This window comes from Actinokineospora enzanensis DSM 44649, from assembly GCF_000374445.1.
Lineage (GTDB): Bacteria > Actinomycetota > Actinomycetes > Mycobacteriales > Pseudonocardiaceae > Actinokineospora > Actinokineospora enzanensis.
This window is the reverse complement of record NZ_KB894407.1, coordinates 284,471-294,464: the sequence shown is the minus strand read 5'-3', so window position 1 is coordinate 294,464 and position 9,994 is coordinate 284,471. Positions and strand designations below refer to the sequence as shown.

Annotated in this window: 9 protein-coding genes; 5 read left to right on the top strand and 4 right to left on the bottom strand. The window is 71.7% G+C overall.

Annotated features, from left to right (window positions below):
• Nucleotides 1–46: 46 nt before the first annotated feature.
• The 4 genes from C503_RS0109545 to C503_RS0109530 form a co-directional block, all read right to left on the bottom strand.
• Entirely contained in the window at nucleotides 47–1,240 is a 1,194-nt protein-coding gene (locus tag C503_RS0109545) for an MFS transporter (RefSeq protein ID WP_018681972.1), read from the bottom strand.
• A gap of 174 nt (nucleotides 1,241–1,414) precedes the next feature.
• Nucleotides 1,415–1,738, bottom strand: a complete 324-nt coding sequence (locus C503_RS0109540; protein WP_018681971.1) for an avidin-fold protein — start codon at nucleotides 1,736–1,738, stop codon at nucleotides 1,415–1,417.
• Complete coding sequence (locus C503_RS0109535; protein WP_018681970.1) at nucleotides 1,735–2,127, bottom strand: cupin domain-containing protein; 393 nt, start codon at nucleotides 2,125–2,127, stop codon at nucleotides 1,735–1,737. Before C503_RS0109535 ends, C503_RS0109540 begins: the two co-directional genes overlap by 4 nt.
• A 164-nt stretch (nucleotides 2,128–2,291) precedes the next feature.
• A complete protein-coding gene (locus C503_RS0109530) occupies nucleotides 2,292–3,032 on the bottom strand; it encodes a response regulator (protein WP_018681969.1) in 741 nt (246 codons plus the stop codon).
• Nucleotides 3,033–3,465: 433 nt separating this feature from the next.
• Here C503_RS0109530 and C503_RS0109525 point away from each other — a divergent pair, with 433 nt between their 5' ends.
• From C503_RS0109525 to C503_RS0109505, 5 genes are read left to right on the top strand one after another with little or no spacing between them, the layout of a single operon-like run.
• On the top strand, nucleotides 3,466–4,749 hold the full coding sequence (locus C503_RS0109525) for a lysine N(6)-hydroxylase/L-ornithine N(5)-oxygenase family protein (protein ID WP_018681968.1): 1,284 nt from the start codon (nucleotides 3,466–3,468) through the stop codon (nucleotides 4,747–4,749).
• Nucleotides 4,749–6,305, top strand: a complete 1,557-nt coding sequence (locus tag C503_RS0109520) for a class I tRNA ligase family protein (protein ID WP_018681967.1) — start codon at nucleotides 4,749–4,751, stop codon at nucleotides 6,303–6,305. The genes C503_RS0109525 and C503_RS0109520 overlap by 1 nt, the downstream gene beginning before the upstream one ends.
• The gene (locus tag C503_RS0109515; protein WP_018681966.1) at nucleotides 6,305–7,351 is read left to right on the top strand and encodes an NAD(P)/FAD-dependent oxidoreductase; all 1,047 of its coding nucleotides are present in this window, start codon (nucleotides 6,305–6,307) and stop codon (nucleotides 7,349–7,351) included. The genes C503_RS0109520 and C503_RS0109515 overlap by 1 nt, the downstream gene beginning before the upstream one ends.
• Complete coding sequence (locus C503_RS0109510; RefSeq protein WP_018681965.1) at nucleotides 7,348–8,661, top strand: MFS transporter; 1,314 nt, start codon at nucleotides 7,348–7,350, stop codon at nucleotides 8,659–8,661. The genes C503_RS0109515 and C503_RS0109510 overlap by 4 nt, the downstream gene beginning before the upstream one ends.
• Nucleotides 8,658–9,959: an ATP-grasp domain-containing protein gene (locus C503_RS0109505; RefSeq protein ID WP_018681964.1), complete on the top strand. Its 1,302-nt coding sequence runs from the start codon at nucleotides 8,658–8,660 to the stop codon at nucleotides 9,957–9,959. Before C503_RS0109510 ends, C503_RS0109505 begins: the two co-directional genes overlap by 4 nt.
• Nucleotides 9,960–9,994 lie beyond the last annotated feature (35 nt).

Genomic DNA, 9,994 nt, shown 5'->3' with positions numbered 1-9,994 from the left:
GGTGGGGGGTCTGCTGGGGCTGGAGTCCACATCGGACGTGTCTTGGTCAGGTTCGGGGTGGGTGGGTGGTTTCGGCTTGGGTGAAGGTGGTTGGGGAGAGGGTTTTCCAGACTATGAGTAGGCCGACTGCCTGGAGGCCGGCTGCCACTATCCACACAGCGCGCAGGGGGTAGTGGGTGGCTATCAGACCTCCGGTTAGGGCGCCTAGGGGGGTTAGGCCCCAGGCCAGGGCGCGGTGGCTGGTGAGGACGCGGCCCAGTAAGGCGGGTGGGGTGAAGCGTTGGCGGGCGGAGAGGGAGCAGACGTTCCAGATCAGGGTGCCTGCGGATTGGCAGACCAGGATGGCCGCTACCAGGGCTGTCCAGGGTGGGATCAGGGCCAGGAGCAGGGGGACCGTGACGGCGAGGGTCTGGGAGATGCGGAGGGACCAGGCGTAGCCGAGGTGGGTGACCAGGGGGTTGACGAAGAAGGACGCGGTGAACCAGCCGATGGCCAGGCAGGCCAGGAGAATGCCGTACCAGACCGGGCCCGCGTGTAGTTCCTGGGTGACGTACAGGACGAACATCGCCGATGTGCCGCTCGCCGCGAACGCGCCCAGGACCACGGTGATGGTGATCGAGCGCAGCAGTGGGGATGCGACCAGGTAGCGGAGGCCCTCGCCGATGTCGCGGAAGGGGTGCTTGCGTTCGCCCTCGAAGCGGGTCGACGGCAGGCGTCTGCTGATCAGCAGGGCGGCGGCGGCGCCGACGCAGGCGACCCAGGCCGGGGCGCCTGCTCCCCACGCGAGCAGTACGCCTGCGGCGGGTGGGACCAGGAACTGGACCACGCCTCGCTCGATCACCTGCAACCGGGCGTTCGCGGCCGCGAGCCGGTCCTCCGGGACTATCTCCGGCACCAGGGACCCACTCGCACCGTCGCCCAGCACCTGCGACGAGGTGACCACGAAGGCCACGACCATCAACAGCGGGAGGCTCAACGCGCCCGTCGTGCCCGCGATGGCCAGCACCAGGGCGGCGGCCACCTGCATGGCGTAGGCGAAGGCCAGCACCACGCCGCGCCGGACGCGGTCGATGAGGACGCCCGCGAACAGCGACAGCAGCAGCCACGGCGCCTGTCCCACGGTGTTGACCAGGGACACCGCCCGCGGGTCGGTGGTCACCGACACCGCGAGCAGCGGCAACGCCGCGAACACCAACCCCTCGCTGCACGACCCCGCTACCGCGACCGCCTGCAACCGCACCCAACCGCCACGCGTGGATCGCGCTGACCGATCCACGCCCCCGGACCCCGACGTCTCCATTGCCGACAGTCTGTCGCGACCCGACGACCGACCGCAACCATACGATCGGACCATCGGCCGGACATCGGGGGCACGCCGAGGTACACCACCGGAACGTCCCAATAGGACAGGCCGTCAGCTCACCTCGTCCAAATAGGACGTCCCGGTGGCGGCGTGCGGGCCGTAGCGCTGCCATTCCTCACGCAGGCGCAGGCGTCCGTCCGCGGTGGGCACCGGTGTGTTGGTGGTATGCCCGCAGATCACCTCCCCGCCCGCCAGCACCATCGAGTACGCCATATGCAACGTGCCGTCCGGCGCCGCGGTTCCCGAGATCGAGCCGCGCCGGACCCGACCGCCCGCGAAGTCGGCCCAGACCAGGTCGCCGTCCTGGTGGTACTGGGCGAACGTGTCGGGATCGCTCCCCGACTTGCGGAACCGCCTGCCGTCGTAGTCGATCACGCCGGGACCTCCGCCAGGTAGTCCTCGGCCAGCACTCGGTCCCACCAGATCGCGTAGTAGGCGAAGTCCTCGTCGAACGGGTTGTGCACGTGATGGTCGTGGTCGGCGGGCAGCAGCATCAGGTCGCCCGCGGCCAGCTCGTGCCGTTCGCCGTCCAGGAGCACCTCGCCGCGCCCGGACATGGCGACGAACAGCTCCCGCTCGCGGTGCTGGTGCACGTCGGTCCGGTCGCCCGGACGCAGCACGCACCAGGCCCCGCGGAACGGCGTGGCCAGACCGGGCCACGGGTGCAGCAGGGCCAGGTCGAGGCCGTGCGCCCGGACCAGGTTCGCTGGCTCCGCGCGGCGGATGTCCACCAGGGTGGACACGGTCGGGGATTGCTCGGGCACGGTCGCTCCGTTCCTCGGCAGTGGGATCCCGGCCGGATGAATCGTCGATCCACAGTGGCACAACGGTTCCCGGCCGGGCGAATTCCGCACCGCCGAGGCTAGTTCCGCGCCGATTCCCGACGACAGAGGACGCGTTCCCGAGCACGCGGGAAACTCATGTCCTACTAGACCCGGCCGAGCCCGGCGTCCCGGGCGAGCACGATCGCCTGCGCCCGGTCGGCGACGCCGAGCTTGCCGAAGATCGCCGAGACCCGGTTGCTGATGGTCTTGGAGGCCAATGCGAACTCGCGCGCGATGGCCAGGTTGGACAGTCCGGCGGCGATCCGGTCCAGCACTTCCCGTTCCTTCACGGTCAATTGCGGGAACGGGTACGGTGATTGGCTGTCGACCAGGTGGACGAGCGCGCAGAACCGGTGTGCGACGGTTCTGCCGATCAGCACCTCGCCCGCCGCGACCGCCTGGATACCGCGCACGATCTGATCCGGATCGGCTATTTTCAGCAAATATCCACGAGCGCCCGCGTGAATGGCGGACGCCACCGTCTCGCCGTCGTCGGCGGAGCTGAAGACGAGAATACCCGTTTCCGGGGAGACCCGGGCGATCTGCCCGATCAGCCGGGTGTCCATCCGTCCGTCCCGTTGGACGTCGATGACCAACACATCCGGGCGGCAGCGCGTGACTTCCTCCACCACCTCCCGGTCGGTGGCCCCCTCGCCGACCACCGCGATGCCCCCGGCCCGCTCCAGGACCGACCGCACACCGTGCCGCACCGCAGGTTGAGCGTCCGCGAGCACCACCGTGACCGGTGCGATCGAGGGCAGCACCGCCATGTCCCGGCCGCCGCCGCGGCCGGTCATGATGCGCACCGGCAGGGTGTGACCGACCGAGTTCTCCAACCCGTTCACGCGCCTCTCCACATGTTCGCAGAATGACGTCCCCGCCACGGGTGAGCGACCCTCACCCGGCATCCCGGGATCCAGCGACAGGGTATATCGCGTTCTGACCGGTATTCGCGATCGCTTTGCGGCTCTTTCCGTCCATTTGGGGGTACGGTCCCCGGATCCCTCGATCATTCGGACCAGCGGCCGCTCCCACGATCGCCGGGCGTGTTCGGCTGTCCGCCGCAACTTTGGGATAGACGAGTGAATGTTGGTCTTCCCGTGTAACCGGCGGGAGATTCCCCCCTGGTCGGGAATCCGCCCCCTGTCTGCCGGGAAGCGGACAAACCTAGCCTCGTGTCACCGCCGCGGCCCACGTGCCCGGCGAGGTCGCCCACCACCCGCGGAACCGGCTCGGAGCCGGGATCCGCGCGTACCTACCGAGGATCGAGGGGGAAGTGTGACCGAGCAGGACGTTGGCGTGCTGGCCATCGGGGCCGGGCCGTCGAACCTGGCGCTGGCGGTGGCCCTTGAGGAGTCCGGCGCGCCCGGGCTGGCCGAGGGCGCGCTGGTGTTGGAACGGCACCCGGATGTCAAGTGGCAGCGCAACCTGCTGATGCCGTGGGCCCGCAGCCAGGTGTCGTTCCTCAAGGACCTGGTGACCCTGCGCAACCCGCGCAGCCGGTTCTCCTTCCTGAGCTTCCTTCACGACCGGGACCGGTTGGACGAGTTCGTCAACATGGGCACGTTCCACCCGTTCCGTTGGGAGCTCTCGGACTACCTGCAGTGGGTGGCCGATTCGCTGGAGCGCGTGCGGGTCCGCTACAACGCCGAGGCGACGTCCGTCGAGCCCACCAGGGACGCGGACGGTTCGATCACCGGGTGGCGGGTGCGACTGTCCGACGGCGACACGATCACCTGCCGCGACCTGGTGATCGGCGCAGGCCGGGACGCGCACGTGCCCGGCGTGTTCGCCGGGCTGCCCGCCGACCGGGTGATCCACAGCTCCCGCTACGGCTCACGGATCGCCGATGTCCCGACCGACCGGCCCACGCGCGTGGTCGTGGTCGGCGGGGCGCAGAGCGCGGCGGAGATGTTCATGGCCGTGCACCAGGACCTGCCGCTGAGCACACCGACCATCGTGGTCCGGTCGATCGGCTTCCAGGTCTACCAGACCAGCAAGTTCGTCAACGAGCTCTACTTCCCGTCGTTCGTGGACGACTTCCACGACGCCACACCGGAGTTCCGCGCCCAGGTCCTCGACCAGATGCGGCTGACCAACTACGCCGGGCTCGCACCGCCCTTCGTGGACGAGCTCTACGGGATGCTCTACCAGCAGAAGCGGTTCGGCCCACAACGGTCGACGGTCCGCGCGATGACCGAGGTGGCCGCCGCCCGGGTGGAGGACGGCGAGGTCGTGCTGGACCTGCGCGACCTGCGCACCGGCAAGACCGAGCCGCTGACCTGCGACCTGGTGCTGCTGGGCACCGGCTACGAGCCGGGCATGCCCGCGCTCGTGCGCGGCCTGGCCGACCAGGCGGGACTGTCCGATGTCGCGGTCAGCAGGCACTACCGGGTGGACCTCGGCGGTCCCGCCTGGGGCGGGCTGTACCTGCAGGGGGTCAACGAGGCCACGCACGGCATGTCGGACTCGCTGATCAGCGTGCTGGCGCAGCGCTCCCAGGACATCGTGACCGACCTGGTGGCCCGCCGCGGCGCCCCCGCCGAGCGCAGGAGCGCCTGATGGCCGACCGCAGGCTGCTGGTGCTCGCGCCCGGCCCGACCGCCAACGGCGACCTGCACCTCGGCCACCTGGCCGGGCCGTTCCTGGCCGCCGACGTGTGTGCCAGGTACGCCCGCGCGACCGGCGCGGACGTGCTGTTCGGCACCGGGGTCCACTCGACCCAGACGTTCATCGTGACCGTCGCGCGGCGGCTCGGGCTGCGGCCGGAGGAGCTGGCGAGCCGGTCCGCCGACCAGGTGGCGGCGACGCTGGCCGCGCTGGGCATCGAGCCGGACGGTTTCGTCCGCTTCGACGACCGGTACGTGAAGGCCGTGCTCGCCTTCTTCGAGCGGCTGCACGCGAGCGGACACCTGCGTCTACGCTCGTTGACTTTCCCTTACTCCCCCGCCACCGGGCAGTATCTGTTGGACGCGTTCGTCCGCGGTGGCTGTCCGACCTGCCTGGCCGACGGCTGCGCCGGGCTGTGCGAGAGCTGCGGGCACCCGATCGCCTCCGGCGAGCTGATCGACCCGCGCTCCACCCTGGACCCGGACGACCCGGTCGAGCCGCGCGCGGCGACCGTGCTCGTGCTGCCGGTGGAGGACTTCCGCGCGGAGCTGGAGTCCTACTTCGCCCGGATCGGCCCGACCATGCGGCCCAGGATGGCCCGCGCCATCGCCGAGCTGCTGGCCCGGCCGCTACCCGACCTGCCGATCACGCTCCCACTCTCCTGGGGCATCCCGGCGCCGTTCGCCGAGGTTCCCGACCAGGTCGTCTACGCCGACAACGAGTCGATGGCCTGGTGTGTGCACGCCACCACGCTGGCCGCCGAGCGGCGCGGCGAGGTGCTGGCGGCCGACGACGAGCCGTGGACCACCGAGGCCGACCCGCGGATCGTGCTGTTCCACGGCATCGACGGCACCTACGCCTTCGCCCCCGCCGCCGTGGCCATGCTGATGGCGCTGGGCGACCGGTACGCGCTGCCGGAGCAGTTCGTCACCAACGAGTTCTACGAGCTGGAACGCGACAAGTTCTCCACCAGCCGCGGGCACGCGGTGTGGGGCCGGGAGCTGGCCGCCGAGGTGCCGCGCGACCTGATCCGCTTCTACCTGGCGCTGACCAGCCCGGAGTTCCAGCGCAGCGACTTCGGCCGGGCCGCGATGGACACGGTGACCACCGACCGGCTGGTCGACCCGTGGAACCGGGTCGCGGCCAAGGTCGACCCGTGGGTCGGCCGCGCGCTGCCGGTGTCGGCGCGGTCCCGGGCCGCGGCCGAGCGGATCGCCGACCGCTTCGCCGGGTCCTACGAGCTGGGCCGGTTCTCCCTGACGGCGGCCGCGTTCGCCCTCACCGAGCAGCTGGCCCGGCTGGACCGGTGGGCGGTGACCGAGTCCGACGCGGGCGACTTCTGCCACCAGGTGGACACGTTCCTGCGCGGCGCCGCGCCGATCCTGATCGACCTGGCCGCGGCCGCCCTGCCGGACACCACGTTCCCCGGCGACCCCACGGTCGCCGCGGTGACCGCGCGCGCCCTGCCCCGGCTGTCCTGGACCCCGACGCCCGGGACCGGGGCGTGATGGCGGTGTCCGCTCGGGTGGTGATCGTCGGCGCGGGGGTGACCGGCCTGCTGGCCGCCATCGCCTGCGCGCGGGCGGGCCACCGGGTCACCGTGCTGGAGCGCGGCACGATCCCCAACCCCGCCTCCAGCTCGGCCGACCACCACCGGGCCCTGCGCACGCTGGTGCCGGACGACCCGGCCGCCACCCGGGAACGGGTGGACGCGCACCGGCGCTGGCTGGACCTGGAGGTGCTGCTGGGCGAGCGGTTCTACCGGCGCGTCGGCGTGCTCACCGCCTGGCCCGACGCCCGGGTCCCGGCGGTGCTGGCGGCGGCCGCGCGGCACGGGCTGCCGGTGACCGCCGTGGAGTCCGACCGGGTGCCCGCGCTCGGGTTCCCGCCGGACACCGTGGGCGTGGTCGAGCACACCGCGGGCGTGCTGCTGGCCGACCGGGTGCTCACCACCGCCACGCGCTGGCTGTCCGCGCAGGAGTCGGTGACGCTGCGGCCGGGCTGCGAGGTGGCAGCCGTGGACACCGCGAAGGTGCGGCTGGTCGACGGCGCCACGGTGACCGCGGACGTGGTGCTGGTGGCGGCGGGCCCGTGGGTGCGCGAGCTGATCGACGTGCCCGGCGTCGCGCACCGCCAGACCATGCTCTACCTGCGCCCGCCCGCGGACCTGCGGCGCTGGTGGGAGGACGCGCCCGGGGCGGGCGGGCTGGGCACGAACGGCCGCGGCTGGCTGCTGCCGCCCGGCGCGGGCACCCTGCTCAAGATCAGCTCGGACGCGGTGTGCCGGGTGGTGGACACCCTGGACTGCGCCGACGAGCCGCAGCACCCGTGGGTCCTGGACCTGCTGTCCGCCGGGATCGTGGCGGACGTCGAGCGCTACGAGGTGGTGTCCGCCCGCGCCTGCCACTACCTGGCCGACCCGGGCGCGGACAGCGCGCTGATCCGCGTGCGGCCGAACGTGTGGGCGCGGGCGGCCTGCGGCGGCGGCGGGTTCGGCATGGCACCGCTGGTGGCGGACCGGATGGTTGAGACGATGATGGAGGAGGCGGCATGAGCGCCGATGCCCCCGACGGCGTGTTCGCCGTCCTGCGCGCGACCCCGAGACCGGTGCGGTTCCTGCTCACCGGCGTGCTGGTGAACCAGCTCGGCGCGTTCGTGCAGACGTTCCTGATCCTGTACCTGACCGTGCACGGCGGGTTGTCCGCCGCGCTGGCGGGCGGCGCGTTGGTCGCCTACAGCGTAGGCACGATCGTGGGCACCATGGTCGGCGGCGAGCTGACCGAACGCATCGGGCCACGCAACACGATCGCGGCCGTGATGGGCGTGTCCGCGCCGCTGATCGCGGTGATCCCGCTGCTGGGCAAGCCGGCCACGATCATCCCGCTGTACCTGGTGGTCGCGTTGACCGGCGCGGCGACCCAGGCGTACCGGCCCGCCGCCGCGGTGCTGCTGAGCGACCTGATGCCGGAGAAGTACCAGGTGATGGCGTTCTCCATGATGCGGATCGCGCTGAACACCGGGGCCGCGCTGGCGCCGCTGATCGCCGCGGGCGTCATCCTGGTGAACTGGGACCTGCTGTACTGGATCGACGCCAGCACCGCGCTGGTCTACGCGGTGCTGGTCATGTCGCTGCTGCCCGCGCGAACCGCCAAGCACGCCGACCACGCCGAGGAGTCCGAAGAGGACACAGCGGACACAGCGGCGCCCGCGTCCGGCTCGGCGTACCGGGCCATGCTGCGCGACCGGCACTTCCTGTTCTACCTGGGCGCGGTGTTCCTCGGCACGATCGTCTACCTGCAGTCCAACATCGCGCTGCCGCTGGAGGTCGTCGGCGACGGCTACTCCACCGGCCTGTACAGCCTGGTGCTGACCATCTCCTCGGTGGTGCTGATCACCTGCGAGCTGAAGATCACCACCTACATCGCCCGGCTGCCCGTGCACTTCGCCGTGTTCACCGGGCACGTGGTCAACTCGGTCGGCCTGCTCTGCTACGCGTTCGCCCCGCACTCCACGGCGTTCGTGCTGGCGGGCGCGGTGCTGGTGGTCAGCGGCCTGATGATCGGCGCGCCCAGCATGTTCGCCCACCCGGCCTCCTTCCCGGCCGGGCGCAAGGCCCGCTACATCGCCACCATGCACGCGGTCACCGGGCTCGGCTCGGCGGCCGGTCCGCTGATCGGCGTGGCCCTGTGGTCACTGCTCGGCGGCGGGTTCTGGGTGCTGATCGCGGTCACCAACGTGGTGGCGGGCTCGCTGGCCCTGGCCGGTCTGCGTCGTCCCAAGCAGGAGCCCACGCCGAAGCAGCCCGCCAAGCACGGGAAGCAGGCCGGACCGGTGGCGCCCGAGGTGGCGGGGAGCGAGGCATGAGCGGCCGGGAGAACGACGTCCTGCTGGTCATCGGCAGCGGCCTGAAGGTCTACCGGGAGTACCTCGTCGCGCCGATCCACCGGCGGGCCAAGGAGAACGGGCTCGACCTCATCCTGATCAACAACCTCAAGCCGACCTGGCAGCACCGCTACTTCGACGAGATCGTGGTGGCCAACGTCTTCGACGGCGAGGTCATGGGCGCGGCGGCCCGCGAGGTCGTGGCCAGGCGCACCGTCGTCGGCCTGATGTGCTGGGACGAGCCGCTGGTGTTGGACGCGGGTCTGCTGGCCGCCGAGTTCGGCGTGCCGGGCCTGTCGGCGGCGGGCGTGCGCGGCTGCCGCGACAAGGAGCTGACCCGCGCCGCGCTGACCGCGGCCGGGTTGCCGCAGCCGGGATTCGCGCTGACCACCACCGTCGAGGAGGCCACGGCGGCGGCCGCGCGCATCGGCTACCCGGTCGTGGTCAAGCCGCGGGCGATGGGCGCCAGCATCGGCGTCGTGTTCGCCGCGGACGAGGCCGAGCTGGTCACGGCGTTCGGGGTGGCGCGGGCGGCCAGCGAGGTCGACCCGGGGCCGTACCGGGCGAGCGTGATCGTCGAGGAGTACGTGTCCGGCCCGGAGATCAGCGTGGACGGGGCCGTGCACAAGGGCGAGTACCTGCCCATGTTCGTGGCCCGCAAGCACAGCAGCGACGAGCCGTACTTCGAGGAGATCGGCCACCTGGTCGACGCCGACGACCCGCTGCTGCGCGACCACGAGCTGGTCGACGTGCTGGCCAGGGCGCATCACACGCTCGGCGTCGAGTACGGCATCACGCACGCCGAGCTGCGGCTGTCCCCGCGCGGGCCGCTGATCATCGAGATCAACGGCAGGCTCGGCGGCGACCTGATCCCGTTCCTCGGCCGCACCGCCACCGGGATCGAGCCGGGCGAGGTGCTCTTCGACGTCTCGGTCGGCCGCCGCCCGGACATCACCCCCGGTAGGCGGGCCGTGGCCGGGATCCGGTTCGGCTGCCCGGACCACGACTGCCGACTGGAGTCCGTGCGGGTGCCGACCGAGGCACCCGGCCTGGTCGCGGCCTCGCCGATGGCCGAGCCGGGCACCTCGCTGCGGCTGCCGCCCGGCGGCTACCTGGCCAGGCATTCCTTCGTGGTGTGCGAGGCAGCGGACGCCGAGACCTGCCTGGCCCGCCTGGACATCGCCGCCGACCTGGTCGAACTGACCACGACGCCGCTCGGCCCGCCCGCGCCGGACGCGCCATTCGAGATGCCCGCGGGCCTGCTCGACGTCGACGAATGAGCACTGAGCACGACGAATGAGCACCCCGAACCACA